This is a genomic window from Pseudomonas sp. PDM17, assembly GCF_014851985.1.
Classification (GTDB): domain Bacteria; phylum Pseudomonadota; class Gammaproteobacteria; order Pseudomonadales; family Pseudomonadaceae; genus Pseudomonas.
The window spans coordinates 138,004-153,939 of the sequence record NZ_JACVAT010000008.1; the positions used below are offsets into that span (position 1 = coordinate 138,004).

Annotated in this window: 10 protein-coding genes; 4 read left to right on the forward strand and 6 right to left on the reverse strand. The window is 66.2% G+C overall.

Annotated elements, in window-relative coordinates; translation table 11 throughout:
- Positions 1 to 10: 10 nt before the first annotated feature.
- Positions 11 to 910 carry a LysR family transcriptional regulator gene (locus IB256_RS25695; RefSeq protein ID WP_192404606.1) on the reverse strand — a complete coding sequence of 300 codons (900 nt, stop codon included), beginning with the start codon at positions 908 to 910 and terminating at the stop codon, positions 11 to 13.
- A 105-nt stretch (positions 911 to 1,015) separates the two neighbouring features.
- On the opposite strand from IB256_RS25695, the gene IB256_RS25700 reads away from it, so the two are divergent.
- On the forward strand, positions 1,016 to 1,987 hold the full coding sequence (locus IB256_RS25700) for a DMT family transporter (protein ID WP_192295588.1): 972 nt from the start codon (positions 1,016 to 1,018) through the stop codon (positions 1,985 to 1,987).
- Positions 1,988 to 2,076: 89 nt separating this feature from the next.
- Here the strand turns inward: IB256_RS25700 and IB256_RS25705 are convergent, their stop codons facing one another.
- A complete protein-coding gene (locus IB256_RS25705) occupies positions 2,077 to 3,564 on the reverse strand; it encodes a TolC family protein (protein WP_192404607.1) in 1,488 nt (495 codons plus the stop codon).
- 62 nt (positions 3,565 to 3,626) lie between these two features.
- Positions 3,627 to 11,720, reverse strand: coding sequence for a DUF4347 domain-containing protein (locus IB256_RS25710; RefSeq protein WP_225601958.1), 8,094 nt, complete (start codon positions 11,718 to 11,720; stop codon positions 3,627 to 3,629).
- A gap of 334 nt (positions 11,721 to 12,054) precedes the next feature.
- Between IB256_RS25710 and IB256_RS25715 the strand changes: the two genes are divergently transcribed.
- Both IB256_RS25715 and IB256_RS25720 read left to right on the forward strand, forming a co-directional pair.
- The gene (locus IB256_RS25715) at positions 12,055 to 12,642 is read left to right on the forward strand and encodes a phage tail protein (RefSeq protein WP_192404609.1); all 588 of its coding nucleotides are present in this window, start codon (positions 12,055 to 12,057) and stop codon (positions 12,640 to 12,642) included.
- An 18-nt stretch (positions 12,643 to 12,660) separates the two neighbouring features.
- Positions 12,661 to 13,233, forward strand: coding sequence for a phage tail protein (locus IB256_RS25720; protein ID WP_192223195.1), 573 nt, complete (start codon positions 12,661 to 12,663; stop codon positions 13,231 to 13,233).
- Positions 13,234 to 13,256: 23 nt separating this feature from the next.
- Here IB256_RS25720 and IB256_RS25725 read toward each other — a convergent pair whose 3' ends face one another.
- On the reverse strand, positions 13,257 to 13,559 hold the full coding sequence (locus IB256_RS25725) for a DUF6916 family protein (RefSeq protein WP_081516909.1): 303 nt from the start codon (positions 13,557 to 13,559) through the stop codon (positions 13,257 to 13,259).
- 123 nt (positions 13,560 to 13,682) lie between these two features.
- Here IB256_RS25725 and IB256_RS25730 point away from each other — a divergent pair, with 123 nt between their 5' ends.
- Entirely contained in the window at positions 13,683 to 14,174 is a 492-nt protein-coding gene (locus IB256_RS25730) for a GNAT family N-acetyltransferase (protein WP_192404610.1), read from the forward strand.
- Here IB256_RS25730 and IB256_RS25735 read toward each other — a convergent pair.
- Positions 14,162 to 15,142 (reverse strand): sulfotransferase family protein, encoded by a 981-nt coding sequence (locus tag IB256_RS25735; protein WP_192404611.1) that lies wholly within the window; start codon positions 15,140 to 15,142, stop codon positions 14,162 to 14,164. The genes IB256_RS25730 and IB256_RS25735 overlap by 13 nt on opposite strands.
- Positions 15,130 to 15,930, reverse strand: a complete 801-nt coding sequence (locus IB256_RS25740; protein ID WP_192404612.1) for an aspartyl/asparaginyl beta-hydroxylase domain-containing protein — start codon at positions 15,928 to 15,930, stop codon at positions 15,130 to 15,132. Before IB256_RS25740 ends, IB256_RS25735 begins: the two co-directional genes overlap by 13 nt.
- Between the last annotated feature and the right edge of the window lie 6 nt (positions 15,931 to 15,936).

Below are 15,936 nucleotides of genomic sequence, written 5' to 3' on the forward strand. Positions count from 1 at the left end.
CCGCCCTCCCCTAGCGGGATGCTGCGCCTTCGTTCATCAGGTATGTCACCAACTGCCGGGCGTGGGAGGAAAGTGCATCCCAGTCGGAGACACAGAGACGCAATTCACGGGTGGCCCAGGCGTCGGAGAGAGGCACCACCGCCGCCGGCAGCTCCTGAGCCATGCGTGTAGCAGCCGCCTCAGGGAGCATGGCCACGCCCACTCGCTGGGCGACCAGCTGGGCAATGGCATCGAAGCTCGGCGCGCGCACGCGCACCTTGAGCGGCACGGCATTGCGCACCGCCATCGACTCGACGAAACGCTGCATGGCGCGCTCAGCCGGCAGGCAGACGAAGGGAAAGCTCAGTGCATCGCGCAGACTAGGCAGGTGCTGGCTGGCCAGCGGATGATCCTGCGGCACCAGCAGCACCAGCTTGTCGTTGCGGAACGGTAGCGACAGCAGGCCGGCGGTGGGCAGGTTGCCGTCGTAGACGCCAATGTCGATCTGCCCTTCCTGCACGGAGCGCACCACGTCCTTGCTGTTCTGCTCGGTCAGTTGCAGGTCCACTTCCGGATAGTCCGCCAGGAACGGCCCCAACGCGGTGGGCAGGAAGGTGCTGTTGGCCACCGTGGAAGCGGCCAGGCGCAAGGTGATGCGCCGCTCTCCGCTCAGCTCCTGCAGGGTGTCCCTGAGCTGCCGGGCTTCCTTCAGCACACGCTGGCCGGCCTCCAGCACTAGGCGGCCGGTTGGCGTGAGGGTCATACCGTCGCTGTGCCGGGCGAACAGGGAGAGCCCGCAGCGTTCCTCGAACAGGCGCAGGCGGTTGCTCGCCGCCGAGACCGCCACCGGCACCGATGCCGCCGCCTTGCTCAGGCTGCCGGTGCTGGCGATGGCGGCGATCAGGCGCAGATCGGCAAGATCGAAATGCATGGGGTATTCTCCAAAAACGAAAGCCACGTTCGCCAAGTTGCGATTCTAGTGGAATGGCCTTCTCTCTAGAATAAAGCCTTTCCCCTGCCTTGCATCCGTGCCGCCATGAATAGCCTGACCTCCCTCTACCAGCGCAGCCTGCGCAACGGTGTGTTCTTCGCCGTGCTGTCCGCCACCGGTTTCAGCCTCAAGGCGGTCTTCGTGAAGCTCTCCTATGCCGCCGCGCCGGTGGATGCGGTGACGGTGCTGGCCATCCGCATGGGCCTGGCGCTGCCGCTGTTCCTCTGGCTGATCTGGCTGAGCCGCAGCCCGGAACAGCCCCGTCTGACGCTGACCGATGGCGTGCGCATCCTGCTGCTCGGGTTGTTCGGCTACTACCTGTCCAGCCTGTTCGACTTCTACGGCCTGCAGTACATCAGCGCCGGGCTGGAACGACTGATCCTGTTCACCTACCCAACCCTGGTGCTGCTCCTGCAGATGGCCGTCAACCGCGAACGCCCCGACTCCCGGACCCTGGTCGCCATGGGCTTGTGCTACCTGGGCCTGGGCATCGCCCTGGTGCATGACATTCGCGTGGAAGGCGGTGACGGACAGATACTGCTGGGCGCGCTCTGGGTGTTCGCCAGCGCCGTCACCTATGCCCTCTACTACATGGGCACGGCCGCCGTGGTGCGGCGTGTGGGCTCGATGCGCCTGGCCGGGCTGGCCGGCGGCGCTTCATCGGTGATGGTGCTGATCCACTACGCGGCGAGCAGCGACGTGCAGCAACTGGCGACCTTGCCCGGCGCGGTGTGGGTCCACGGTTCGCTGATGGCGCTGATCTCCACGGTGCTGCCGATCTACTGGATGGCGCTGGCGATCCAGCGTATGGGCGCCACTCATGCGGCCGCGTTCGGCAACCTCGGCCCGGTGCTGACCGTATTTGCCTCCTGGGCGCTGCTCGGTGAGGCGATCACGGTCTACCAGATTGCCGGGCTGGCACTGGTGCTGTTCGGCGTGTCGCGGTTGTCCGGGGCCAAGGCAGCGCCTCAGCCTGCGCCGAAGCAGCAGGCCGAGGATTGCAAGGCAACCGGTTGAGCGCGTCCGCTCGGATGACCCGCAAGCTCGCAGCGGGCGTAAAGCCCGCGGCGTGCCAGTAGAGCTGCGGCACTGACACGCCGGGGTGATTACTGCACGTTGCCGCTGTCGAGCTGGCGCTCTTTCTCGGCCAGACCATTGGCCAGGGTGGTCAGCTTGGTGTCGGGGGCGTTGCTGGGCAGCGGATCGACGCCGGCCGACGCGAATACCTGGCCATAGCTGTTGCGCAGTTCGGCATAGGCCAGGTCGCGGCGCAGGTCCGCCTGCAGCGCATTGAGTTCGCCCTGGATCAGGTCCAGCTCACCGATGCCCTGCGCCTGATGGCGGTTGCGCAGCTGGCCGACGATCTGGTTGTCCAGACTGGCCAGCTCCTGGGTGGTGACGAACTGGCGGCGCGCCTCGTTGTAGTTGGCGTTGGCCACGTAGAGCTGCGCCAGCACGGCCATCGACATGGCCTGCCGGCGCGCCACGTTGACGTCTTCACCGGCCTTGGCAACATCGATGGCCGCCGGGGCGGACAGGACGTTGAACAGGTTCCAGGTTACCTTCACGCCGTAGTCGGCCCAGCGGTTGTTGACCAGGAAGCTGTTGGAGTCATAGTGCCCACCGGCAGAGAACTCCAGCCCCGGCAGCAGGCGCAGCATGGCCTTGCGGGTTTCCGCGGCACTGATGCGCGCCTGGTAGTCCTGCTCACGCAGTTCCGGGCGGCTGGCCAGGGCCTGCTGCTCCAGTTGCTCGAGGCCGACCTTCAGCTCCGGCACGTCGTAGCCTTCCGGCGCGGCGAGGGTCAGCTCGGTGCCCAGCGGCAGGTTGATCAGGGTGGCGAGTTCGGTCTTGGCCAGCGACAGCGCACGGCGCTGTTCTTCCAGCTGGCGGCTGGCCTCGATCAGGGCGCGCTGGTAGCCCAGCGCCTGGACCTGGTCGCCGATGCGCTGCTGGCTCATCTGCTGGCTGTCCTTGCGCGCGCCGTCGACCCGCGCCATCAGCGCGTCGATACGGTCGAGCAGGCGTTGTGCGGCCACCGCGCGCCAGTATGCCGAGCGCACGTCCTGGATGATGGTCTGCACCACCTTGCGGCGGCGCTCCTGGACGATCAGGCGCTGGTCGGCCTGCTGCTTGGCGCTGACATAGCTGACGCCGAAGTCCAGCACGTTCCACACCATGGTCAGGTCGGCGACGTCGCGGTCGCGGTCCTGCGAGGTGGAGGGTTCCAGCGACTGGGTGTTGGTCAACACGCTCTGGCTGCTGGAAGCGCTCTGGTTGTTGCGCCCGGCGTAACCGGCCTCGAGCGCCATGCGCGGCAGCATGTCAAAGGTAGCGAGATCGAGTTGCCGGCGCGACAGCGCCTCCTCCATTACCTTCAGGCGCGACTCGAGGTTGTACTTCACCGCACGGGCCATGGCCTCGTGCAGGGTCAGCGGGCCGCTGAGCGGCTCCTGATCCTTGAACATCGCCTGCAGGTCGTCGCGGGCGCGTTGCTCGCTGACGCTACGGTCGATGGGTTGCGTGGTGACGGCGCAGCCGGACACGGCAAGCGCCAACAAGCTGATCCCTAGCAAGGTCGTGTGTTTTTTCATCCCTGGCCGTCCCCCTCGTTACGGCTTCGTTCTTGTGCTTTTTCTACTTGGCGATGTGGTCATCAGGATGCGTCGCGGTCCTGGGCTACTTGCCCCAGCGCCCAGGCCAGCTCGCGCAATGGTTGTTGTTCGGATTCGTGGATCTGCTGCAGTTGCTGCGTCAGGCTCGGCGCGCCGAAGATGCCGCGGATGCCCTGGTCGATATCGCCGCTGCGACGGTCGAAGGCCTTCAGCGGCGAGCTGTCGTCGAAACCGTCGCTATCGAAGATGCCGGCCAGCGTGCTGCTGCCGAAGACGCCTGCGTCACCGCCGCCGAAGCCCAGGAAGCCCTTGCCACTGCCGTCGCCGAACGACGAGCTGCCAAAGGCCTGGGCAATGAAGCTCTGCGACGGTGCGCCGTTGTGCACGAAGATATTGCCCAGCGGTGGCAGGCCACCGGTTCCTTCGCTGGGGAACAGCGACGGCGGCAGCACCGGCGAGGTGCCTTGCGGCGTGACAACCACCGGCACATCGGGTTGCAATGGCGTGGGCGACGGCAAGGCCGGAACGCCCGGCGTGGTGACACGGAACTCCGGATCGCCATCGGACAGCGAGCCGATCACATAGCTGTCGCCCCGCAGCGAGTTCGCCAGCGCGTTGCCGGCCGCATCGCTGATGCCGCCGGCGTTGACCGCAAGGCCCAGGCTGCCCTGCCCGCTCACGCTGCCGACGGTTACGCGGTAGATGCGGGCATCCACTTGCACGACGGAGAGTATGCTGCCGCTGGCGGAGTTGCTGGTCAGCAGGGAGAAATCGCCGGCATCGACGCCGCTGACGTCCTCGTCGAAAGTCACCAGGAAGTTCACCGTGCTTGCGCCGGTGGGCGACGGGTCCAGCCGCACGACCCCGGTGGCGGTGGGCGCGCGGGTATCGACCAGCACGCCATGGCTGTCACCGATGCCGTTCAGCGAAGGATTCAGTGCGTTGCCGGTGGCGTCGCGCAGGGAGCCGCCGTTGGCGGAAAGCCCACTGACCTGGATGCCGTCGGCGTCGTTGTCGCCAGCCTGAACGGTGTAGCGGAACACCAGGCTGTTGCTGCCCGAACCGCTGACGTAATCGGCGTAGACGGTGCGCCCGCCCATGTCGATGGCCAGCTTCGGTGCGCCGTCGACCACCACGGCTTCGCTGGTCTGAACCACGAAGTCGAGGGTATCGCCCGCATTGTTGAGACTCCCCGCAGGCACGCTGACTGCGGTAACGGTCGGCGCATCGCGGTCGACGCTGTACACCGCACCCGTCAGCCCGCCGCTGAGGGCGTTGCCCGTTGCGTCGACGATGTCGGTAGCGCTGCTGTTGAGATTCAACCCAAGGGTGCCGGTGCCGGACACGCCGCTGACAGTGATCTGGTAAGTGTGCGCATCGATCTGCTGCAGACCGCTCAGGGTGCCCGCCGCGGTCCCGGTGCCGACCAGGGCGAAGTCGCTCAGGTCCACGCCGCTGACGTCCTCGCTGAAGGTCACGGTGTAACGCACGCTGCCGGCATTGGTCGGCGACGGGTCGAGGGTGACGATGGCGCTGGGCGTCGGCGCATCCCGGTCGACGCTGTATACCGCGCCGGTCAGGCCGCCGCTGAGGGCGTTGCCTGCCGCGTCGAGGATGCCGGTCCCGCTGCCGTTGAGATCCAGGCCCAGGGTTCCGGTTCCGGACACACCGCTGACGGTGATCTGGTAAGTGCGCGCGTCGATCTGCAGCAGACCGCTCAGGCTGCCGGCGGCGGTGCCGGTGCCGACCAGAGAGAAGTCGCTCAGGTCGACGCCGCTGACGCCTTCGCTGAAAGTCACGGTGTAGCGCACGCTACCGGCACTGGTCGGCGAAGGGTCGAGGGTGACGATGGCGTCGGGCGTCGGCGCCAGGGTGTCGATGATGATGCCGCTGGTGGAGCCCACGCTGTGCAGCGCCAGATCCATGTTGTTGCCGGTGCCGTCACGCAGGGAGCCGCCATTGGCGGAAAGCCCGCTGATCTGGATACCGTCGGCGTCGTTGTCGCCGGCCTGGACGGTGTAGCGGAACACCAGGCTGTTGCTGCCCGAGCCGCTGACGTAGTCGGCATAAACGGTGCGCCCGCCCATGTCGATGGCCAACTGCGGCGAACCGCCGACCATCACCACCTCACTGGTCTGTACGACAAAGTCGAGGGTATCGCCCACGCTGTGGAGCGCACCCGGTGGCACATTGACTGCGGTCACGGTCGGTGCATCGCGGTCGACGCTGTACACCGCACCGGTCAACCCGCCGCTCAGGGGGTTGCCTGCCGCGTCGAGGATGCCGGTTCCGCTGGCGTTGAGGTTCAGGCCCAGGGTGCCGGTCCCGGACACGCCGCTGACGGTAATCTGGTAGGTACGCGCGTCGATCTGCTGCAGGACGCTCAGGCTGCCCGCGGCGGTACCACTGCTGGCCAGGGAGAAGTCGTTCAGGTCGACGCCGCTGACGCCTTCGCTGAAGGTCACGGTGTAACGCACGCTGCCGGCATTGGTCGGCGACGGGTCAAGGGTGACGATGGCGCTGGGTGTCGGTGCCACGGTGTCGACGATGACGCCGCTGGTAACGCCCACATTGTTGAGCGTCAGGTTCATGTTGTTGCCGGCGACGTCGCGCAAGGTGGCGCCGTTGGCAGACAGACCGCTCACACTGATGCCGTCGGCGTCGTTGTCGCCCGCTTGGACGGTGTACTGGAAGACCAGGGTCGAAGTGCCGGAACCGGAAACCAGATTGGCGAATACCGTGCTGCCGCCGATATCCAGGAGCAGCCTCGGGACGCCGTTGACCAGTACCGTTTCGCTGGTGTTGACCGTGAAGGTCAGGGTGTCGCCGGCATTGTAGGCAGCGCCGGCCGGCACGCTGACACTGCTGACAGTGGGCACCACGGCATCGACCAGCACGCCGGTCGTACTCGCCACGCTGTTCAGGGCTGTGTTGATGTCGTTGCCAGCGCTGTCACGCAGGGTGCCGCCGCCGGTCTGGATGGTCGAGCCAAGGCTGATGCCGTTGCTGTCAAACTGACCACTGGATACCACCAGGCGGAACAGCAGGGCCGTGCTTCCACTGCCACTGAGGTACTGGGCCAGTACGGTGCCTCCGCCATCCAGCGTCACGAGGATGTTCGGCGTGCCGCCACTGGTGTCGACGATCACGTTCTCGCTGAAGTTGACGACGAAATCGAGGTTCTGCCCCGCCACGTAGGTGCCGTTGGCCGGCACCGTGACACTGTTGACGACAGGCGCCACGCCGTCGATCACCAGGTTGGCGCGGCTTGCCAGGCTGTCGATGCTGGCCGGGTCCGGCAGGTCACTGAAGGCATCGTCCAGGCGCGCGTTGAAGATCCTCGCGCCGTTGAGCGACAGCGCGCCGATGCCGGCAATGTTGAGGTCCGCACTCTGGTCACCGGCCTGCACGGTATAGAGGAACGACAGGATGTTGCTGCCGCCGCCGCTCAGGTACTGGGCGGTGCGGTCGATGGTGCCGGTTTCCAGCAGCAGGCTCGGCCTGCCGGAGGTGGTGTCGACGCTGACGCTCTGGTCGAACTCGACGAGGACCAGAATCTGATCACCGACCTTGTAGGTGCCGTCCGGGGTGCCGGCACTGACGCCGACGATACGCGGGTTGGGCTGCTCGACGTTGATCGAGATGATATCGGTATCGGTCTGCTGGCCACCGGAGCCGGACTGCCCCTGGTCATTGGTGATGATCTGCAGCGAAGCCGCACCGTGGTAGCCGGCCATTGGGGTGAAGCTCAGCCCTGCCAGCGCATTGTTGATGTCGGCGAGGGAGCCATCGAAAGTCATGATGGCATCGACTGTGCCATCACCGGCCAGGAACGACAGGCCCGAGATGCTGCCCAGGGTGATCAGACCGTTGATGCCGACGAGCGTCACGCGCAGGTTCCCACCCGCGACATCCACGTCCGAGATGGAGATCGCGTTGCCATTGCCGGCGCTGAAGACCAGCGTTTCGTTCGAGATCACCGTCTGGGCACCCGGCACGCTGTTCACCGGAGCGTCGTTCACCGGGCTGATGTCCAGGTTGAAGGTGGCCGATGAAACCTTGGCGCCGCCCGTGCCGGTATTGCCGCGGTCATCGAGGCTGACCGTCACGATGACGATGCCCGAAGCGTTGGCCGCCGACAGGTAGCTCACCTGGCTGCCGGCGATGAAGGCGTTGATATCGCTGAGGCTGCCGCTGAGCACCAGCTGGTTGGTGCCCGAGCCTGTCAGCGTCACGCCGGCGCCGGCCAGGGCACTGAAGGTGCCGCTGCCCGGGGCGACACTGAAGGTCGCCTGGACCACACCCGATCCGGCATCGATGTCGCTGAAGCTGATGCCATTCAGCACCAGGGGTACGTCCTCGCTGCCGCTCACCGGCAACAACGGCACCACGGGGGTGCTCGGCGCATCGTTCACCGCGTCGACCTGCAGGATCAGGCTGCCGCTGTCGGTCTTCGCCGGGCCACCGCTGTTGCCCAGGTCAGTGATACTGACACCGAGGGTGACGTTGCCGTTGAAGTTCGCGTTCGGCGAGTAGAAGAGGTTCATCCCCGCGATGTAGGCGTTGATGTCCGCGACCTTGCCGGTGAGGGCGATGGTGTTGAGCCCCGTGTCAACCGCGATGTTTCCGCTGACGGTCGCGAACAGGATGCCGCTGTTGGCCGGCAGCGTGAAGGTGACCTGAACGTTGCCGGTACCCGCGTCGACGTCGGAGACAACGATGCCGGTAATGATCCCGGTAGCGTCTTCGCTGAGACTGATCACGCCGGGCAGGCTGAGCTGAGGGGAATCGTTGGCGGCCGTCACGGTCACGCTGCGCGTGGCGTCGGCGCTGTCGAGCTGGCCGTCGCTCACGCTGAAACTGACGCTGCGCGTGGTGGTGTCCGGGGTGTCCGAGCTGTTGCTGTAGGTCACCGAGCGCAACGCTGCCTGCCACTGGGCCGCGCTGGCGCCACTGGCGGAAGTGAAGGTCATTGTGCCAGTGGCGGCGTTGTAGCTGCCGCTGATGTCACCCATGGTGGCAGGATCGTTGGTGAATCCAAGCACATCCTCGGAGGGCCGCAAATTGCCAGTGATCTTCACCGAGGCGCTGTAGAGCAGCGGCGAATCGTTGTCCGACACGGTGAGGCCGCTGTCGACCACCACCGGCGTGGACGCCACGTCCGCCCCTTCGACGAACGCCGCGCTGCCGCCACTGCTAGTGACCGTCGGCGCATCATTGACTTCGACGACTGTAACGCTGGCGGTATCGCTGACCAAGGAGAACGGCGTGGTGCCGCCGCTGCTGGAAGCATCGAGCTTGAACCCCTGCTGGCCGGCGGTGATGCCGCTCTGGTCCCAGGCCTTGAAGGTGAAGCTGGCAGTGGTGCCATGGACGCCGTCGGGCACGAAGCGCACGCGATCGCTGCTGCGCAGCAGCAGCGCCGAAGCCGTGGAAACCGTACCGACGTCCTGCCAGCTGGCGCCGCTGTCCAGGCTGAACTGCCAGGTGCCACCGACGCCGGAGTTCAGGCCGGTGATGGCAATGCCCTGCACCGCGCCCGTGTCCACGTCGCTGACCTGACCGGTGATGAGGCTGGAAACCGCCTGTCCGACGTTATTCACGTCACCGTCGGTCAGCGTGTTGAGCATCGGGCTGGAGGGGATCAATACAGGCGCATCGTTGACGCTGCTGACGCTGATCGTTGCCTGCGCGATGCCTGTCGAGAACGCCGTGCTGCCGCCGTTGGAGCTGGTATCGGAGGTGGAGCGAATGCCGTTGAGGGAAGCGATGCCGAGGTTCTGGTCCCAGGCGCGGAAAGTCAGTGTGGCCGTCCCACCGTTTTTGCCATCGGGCACATAGCGAAGCAGGGTACTGCCCGACAGCAGCAGCGCGCTGCCATTGGACACCGCGCCGACATCGGTCCAGGTCACGCCATCGGTGGAGTACTGCCAGACGCTGCTGCCGGTGCTGGCCGTCAGGGCGATTCCGCTGGCGGGGCCATCGACGTCGGCGTAGGTAACGCCGGCCAGCAGGCTGCTGACCGTGACGGCCTGGGAGCTGGTGTCTTCGTTGGTACCCACCCAGGTGTAAGGGCCGCCGGACAGGGTCGGCGCGTCGTTGATGGCGGTGATCGCCACCTGGACGACGGCGGTGTTGGAGTCGTCGCCAGCGCTGTCGGTGACCACGAAATTGATCTGCCGGCTGGTATCGGAACCGCCGAAGGTCGGATCATCCGAGCTGGAGGAAAAACTCACCGAGCGCAGGACGGCCTGCAGCGCCGCGGCATTGCCGGCCCCGGTGATCGTCAGGACGCCGGTGGCGCTGTTGTAGCTGGTGGCGAAAGCGCCCGGGCTGCCGACGGTGAGGGAGTCGCCGACGCGCAGATCGCTGATGGTGACCGTGGCCTTCTGGAAGCTGCTGCCGTCGTCCACCAGGGTCAGCGTGGGGCTCAGCGCCACTGCGGCGGCGTTCTCGGTATAGCCGATGACGTTGTTGGCCGGCGCGAGCATCGGGGCGTCGTTGGTGGCGATCACACTGAGGGTGACGTTCGATGCTGCACTGGTGCCGCCATCGCCATCGGAGACGGTCACGCTGATGGTGCGCGTTGCGGTGTTGGGGTCGAGCCCGTTGCTGTTCACGTAGGTCAGGTTACGCACCAGCGCCTGGGCTGCCGCCGCGGTGGCCGCGGAGTTGAAGGTCACCACCAGGTTGCTGCCGCCGATGCCCCCCGTGTAAGTACCGATGAGCACTCCGCCGTAGGAGATGTTGGCGCCGGAGACGCTGATCTGGCCGGCAGCGGTCCCCTGGTTGCGGATGCCCAGGACGTCCTCCAGCGATTGCTGGCCGGAGGTGATCGCCACGCGCAACTGACCGCCATCGAAGTTCGCCGAGTCGCTGTCGCTCACCGTGGCCAGGCCCGCCGCATCGATCAGCGTCGGCCCGCTGTCCTCGGTGAAGCTCGCGGTCTTGCCATTGAGCCCGCCGAGCACAGGGTCGGCGTTGGGTCCCTTCAGATCGGTGAGAAGGACCTGCTGCAGGTCCATGTTGCCAACCGATTTAGAGCCGTTGAGCTGGGTGACACGCAGGGTAAAACCGCTGATGTCGTTGAACAGTGAACTGTCGATGTTGACGGTCAGCGGCCCCTGTGCACCCGAGAAGGTGAACGACTGGGTAACCGTCGCGCCCCCGGAAATCGCGCTGACGTCCAACCGGTAGTTGCCGCCGAAGGACTGGATCACCAGGCCGTCCAGGTCGAACTTGCCAAGATCGACGTTATCCGCGGTCCAGGTCAGCTGGTAGTAGTAGTTGCTGTCCCCATCGGCCACGGAGCTCGTGCTGAAATAGATCGAGTCCGGCGAGCTCTCCCGCACCGCCCCCGTGGATTCACTGAGGGTGAAGCCATCCACCGTGTTGCCGCCGGTGTTGTTGGTCCAGTAGATGTCGCCCAGCGACTGGTTTGCCGAGGGTAGCGCCAGCAGGTCGGCATAATCGGGGCCGCTGTCGGAAGCCCAGGGGCGCTGCGTCTCGATGCTGCCGGTGTGGGCTTCCAGCGTCCAGTTGCCGCCCAGGGCCGCGGCGCCGGTGCGATCGGTGGAGGCAGCCACGTCGGCGCGGGTGAGCGCCGATAGCTGCTGAAGCAGCACTTCGCCGGAGCCCTTGGCCACGTCGCAGCCGTATAGAAGGATGTCGCCGTCGGCATCCAGGCTGTCGCCGATGGCGGACAGTTGCGAGGCCTTGCTGGCCAGGTTGTCGGCGCTGAGCACGGTGTTGCCCAGATGCACCTCACCCTCTTCGCCGTGGCTGAGGATATGGATGGCGTCGATGCCGGTGCGGCCGTTGAGGTACTGGGCGATCTGCTGCAGGCCGTCCTTGTTGCCGTCGAGCACCACCACTTCGGTACCCGGCTTCAGGCTGGCGACCAGTTGCTGGTAATTGGCGACCTTGCTGTCGACGAACACCACTTCATGGCGCTGATCGGAGGAAGCAGTGGGGGCTGCGGCGAGGGTGTCGTGGGCGGACGAGTCGGTGGGTGTCTTGTCCTGGGCGGCGGGATGATCGGCCGCCTGGCTGGAGGCGGTATCCGCGACGGTGGCGGCGACCGCGCCGTCGAACATCATCCTGGCTTCGAGGCTCAGGGCCAGTGGGGAGCGCATGGCGCCGGACTGATGCTTGCGAACGGCCGATGACGCGAACCAATGCCTGAACATATGGCCTCCTCCCTGAGAGCACACACGCAAAGCCGCACCGGCTCCGGTACGACGACTGCAAGCTGGCAAATTGTTATTGGATTGATCTCACCATAATGCCTGATGGAAAGCTGACGTCAATGGCCCGATAGCCGGCATTCGCCGGCAATTCGCTCAATAACCGCGAGCCCGACGCTCTCATGGATATCGTCTATGTTTCCTCTCGGCCCGATCGCCAGCGGAATGGTCGGCGGGCCAGTCCCGTGATGAAGCGATAACAACTCAAAGTAGGGAAATGATCATGAGTGAACAGTCCTATCTCGGCTCGATCAGCGGCTGGGCCCCGAACTTCGCACCGCGCGGCTGGATGATCTGCGCCGGGCAGATCCTCGCCGTCCAGCAGAACTCCGCGCTGTTCTCGCTGCTGGGCACCAACTTCGGCGGCAACGGCCAGACCACCTTCGGCCTGCCCAACCTGCAGGGCCGCGTCCCCGTCGGCGTGGGCCAGTCGCCGGGTACATCCATGTACGCGCTCGGCCAGGTGGGGGGCACGGAAAGCACCACCCTGACCACCGCGCAGATGCCGATGCACACCCACGCCGCCACCGGCACCCTCAGCGCCTCGTTGCCGACCAGCAGCGCAGCAGCCACCTCGGCCACGCCCAGCGCCACCTCGGTGCTGGCAGCCGCCAATGGCGCCTACGGCCGCGATGCCGTCGACGTGAAGATCTACGCGCCGGCACCGGGCTCGGTGAACCTCCCGCTGTCCAGTTCGGCGACGGTCAACGTCCAGCCGGCCGGTGGCTCCCAGCCGCTCTCCATCGTGCAGCCGTTCCAGGCCATCAACTACATCATCTGCGTTTCCGGGCTGTATCCCTCGCGCAACTGACGACTCAAGGAGCACCACATGGATGTCGAAAGCTATATCGGCGTCGTCGCACCCTTTGCCGGCAGCTTCGCGCCGAGAAACTGGATTACCTGCAATGGCCAGCAAATGAGCATCTCGCAGAACCAGACGCTCTACGCGCTGCTGGGCACCACCTACGGTGGCGACGGCGTCAACACTTTCTGCCTGCCCAATCTTGGCGGACGCGCCGGCCTCGGCCAGAACGCCAGCTACCCGCTGGGTGCCGTGGCCGGTACGGAACACACCACCCTGCTCACCAGCAACCTGCCGACCCATACCCACGGCGCCACCGCGGAGGCCACCGTGCTGCTGTCGGAGTCCAGCAGCGCCGCCAGCGCCAGCCAGGCGACGACCAGCGATACGCTGGCGCAGTCGCTGGGGGCCGCCGGGCGTGATGCCGTCACGGTGCAGATCTACGGTCCCGCGCCGGGCTCGGTGCAACTGCCGGCACAGGGGCAACTGAACGTGACACTGGCGGCGGCCGGCGGCAGCCAGCCTGTCTCGATCCTGCAGCCCTATCTGGCGCTGACCCAGTGCATCTGCGCCCTCGGGGTCTTCCCCAGCCGCAACTGATCGACCCGGCCCGCTGCCAGGCCCTAGCTGAACAGGGCCTGGTAGTGGCGCTGGTCGCCGGGCGTTGCCGCCAGCGGCGCCAGGTAAAGTTCGTAATCGCGCCCGCTCGGGCTGCTCAGGCGATACTGGGCCTCGAGCAGCAGTACATTCATCGGCGTGGTGAAGATCAGCGAGAAAGGCGTGCGGAAACCACCGCCGACCTCGCGCCCTTCGATCACGTTGTGCAAAGTCAGCTGGACCGGATCGGGAACGGTGTGCGCAGTGAACACCTGGCCGAGTTCAGAACTGAATGCCTGGGCCGTCAGGCCCTGGAGGTCGATGAGCATGAGGTCACTCCCTGATCGTTGAATGGCAGGCTCCGCCTTCGCGAAACCTGGAAAACCTGAGCCTGAAACCCTGATCCTGAATGCCTGATCACGAAATCCAAGCCTGGAAAACTACAACAGCCCATGAGCGAGATAAAGACCCGCCCCACCCTGCTTCGGCGCCCCGCCGACAGCGCCGACGAACCCTGGCTGAAGCGCCTGTTCGCGCAACTGCGCGGCCTGGACGCGGCGCTGATCGCAGCCTGCCCCGCCCTGCTCGACCAGCAGTGGCAACTGCAGCAGCGCATCTTCGCCAGTGACTATCCAGGCGCCCTTACCGAACTGATCCTGCTCGACGGCGAAGCAATCGGCGTGCTGACCCTGGACGACCGCCCGGACAGCCTGCGCATCCTCGAAATCGGTCTCGAACTGCATCAGCGCGGACGCGGTTTGGGTGAGCAGCTGCTGCGCGAGGTCGTCGCCCACGCCGACCATCAGGGCAAGGCGCTTGAGCTCGCGGTGATGCGCCACAATCCTGCAGTGCGCCTGTACCAGCGCCTGGGCTTCGAGAGCCTGGGAGGAGCGCCGGACGAAGCGCAATGGCAGATGCGCCGCGAGCCCGTTCAACCCGCCTGATCCCTGCGCAACGCTTCCAGCTCCCGGTAAGGCGCATCGGCCCAACGAGCCACACTGTCACGCAGTAGCGCAGAAGCGGAGTTGCGCTTGTCGCGGGAGTCCGCCACGAAAGCCTCACCCGGACGCTTGGCATTCTGCCGGCTCACCGCCATGGCCTGCTCGACCTGCCCAGACGTCAGCCGCAGGCGCTCGCGCAGGCGTCCGCCCAATACCTGCGGCAACTCCTCGTAAGCCACTGCCAGGCCGCCCTGTCCGCGGCACGCTTCCACCGCCAGCGCCAGTAACCGCCCCAGGCGTCGAGCGATGTATTCCTCGCGGGGTGCCACCGGCTCATCGACCAGGTTCAACGGCGACGGACTCAGTTGGCCCGGGATCATCTGCATGCCCGGCATCTTCAGGTGCGATGCAGCGATCTCCAGCGGGTCGCGGTAGAGGAAGATCCACGGCGTTTCGGGGAAGCAACGGCGAATCAGCGGCAACTCGAACAGATTCCACGCATCGAGCTTCACCACCAGATGCTGCGCCGGCGACCCCGCGTTCTGCGCCAGCGCTGACAGCATCGCGATGACTGCCCGCTCCTGCCGGCCTGCTTCCCACTCGTAGAGGTAGTGACTGCGCAACAGGCTATCCAGCGGACCGGGCTCGGACAGCACCAGGTGACTGTCGAGCCCGGCGAGCATCTGCGCCAACAGCGTCGAGCCGCAGCGCGAGGCGTGGAAGACCAGCAGGCTCGGCGCCAAGCCGGGGCTCGCGCGCTGCCAATCGAGCAGCTCCGTCAGGCCGGTTTCGCGACGGAACGCCAGGTTGAAAGGCAGGCGCAGGGCCTGCTCCACGTCGTCATGGAAGAATGGTCGGGTCAGGCGCTGCTCGCCGAACCAGCACCAGTCCAGGCGCCAGTCCCGTGCGTCACACCAGGCACGAATGGGCCGCCAGCCACTGAGGTCCAGCACGGGGCTCAGGCTCTCCATTGGTCACTCCAGGCTCTGCGGGCCAGGCGCATCGTGGCGCGAACTTCAGCGGCGGAAAAGTGCAGGTCGCGAGCGGCCCCCAGAGCGACCACCCGCGCAACGAAGTCTGCGCTGTCGGTCATCGAGCGCAGCGCCTGGGAGAGCTCAGGCTCCTGCGCGACCTGCACGCGGAACTGCTCAAATGCCAGGGCCGCCCGACCAGGACGCAGGTTCGGCGTATCCGCCAGCCCCTGCTCGATCAACGCCAGCAGCCAGTCGTTGCGCTGGCAGTCGAGGACCAGATGGATGCGCTCCCCGGGCCCCGGATTGTCGACCCGGTGTGGGCGGGCGAGGTCGATGAACCAGCACTCGCCCGGATGCATCGGCACCTGCAGCCCGTCCACCAGGAACTCGACGCCCTCAGGGCTCAGCAACGGCAGGTGCAGGCGCAGGTCACTGTCGGGCAGCCCCAGATCAGGATCGCAGTGCTCGTGAATCCGCGAGCCGCAGCCCAGGCGCAGCAGGCGCGCGCTACGGATAGTCGTACGGAATGCGCCCAGTGCGGCCTGCCAGGCCGCGCTGCGCCGCAACAGGTCGCTGGCCAGCGGTGCGCCCTGCCCCGGCGCCAGCGGCATCAGGGCGTCATCGGGGGTGATCAGTGCAACGCCGCTCCAGTCCCCTTCGTAGAAGCCACTATTGAAATGCCCTTGCCACGCCGTCTGGTCCACGGCAGCCAATGCGTCGAGCAACGGCTGCAACGGGATGTCCAGCGCGAGCCGGGCGCAGCGGGGTAACGATGTCGCGCTCATGGAACT